Origin of the sequence: Spirosoma endbachense, assembly GCF_010233585.1 — a bacterium.
GTDB lineage: Bacteria > Bacteroidota > Bacteroidia > Cytophagales > Spirosomataceae > Spirosoma > Spirosoma endbachense.
The window spans coordinates 1,527,452-1,527,852 of the sequence record NZ_CP045997.1 but is presented as its reverse complement, the minus strand read 5'-3'; the positions used below and the strand labels follow the sequence as shown (position 1 = coordinate 1,527,852).

The window sequence follows — 401 nt, the reverse complement described above, 5'->3', positions numbered from 1 at the left end:
TCAGGTGTCGGTTAAGATTAGAACGAGCGAAGTTCTGTATGAAGATGGTACCCTGGGCAGTGCTGTCGATCAACAGCTGAGTGAGCAGGCGGATACCTCCTGGCAGGCCCCCATGCTTCGGCAAGCGAGTCAACTCCTGCATGAGCCACTACAGCCTTTGGCTCCAAATCCGGTGCAAAACATGGTTTATATTCGCCACCCTCAGTCCGATTATCCATCCAGCCAAACACCTGGTGCTGTTCTCCGGCTGCTAGGCTTGTTTAATGGGTGGAACACCATCCACTACTTTTCCCCCAATAAAGCCTTGCTCACCCTTTCCTGGGATAAGGCGCTGCCTCACTTCATTCCCCAATTTCTGGCGGCCTCCACGGACTCCCTCTATTTCATGGCGTTGATGAAGC

The 401-nt window shown here is 53.1% G+C and carries 1 protein-coding gene; it reads left to right on the top strand.

What is annotated here, in order from left to right; genetic code table 11:
- Nucleotides 1–401: hypothetical protein (locus GJR95_RS05945; protein ID WP_198424811.1), on the top strand; the 401-nt coding region annotated here is incomplete at both ends.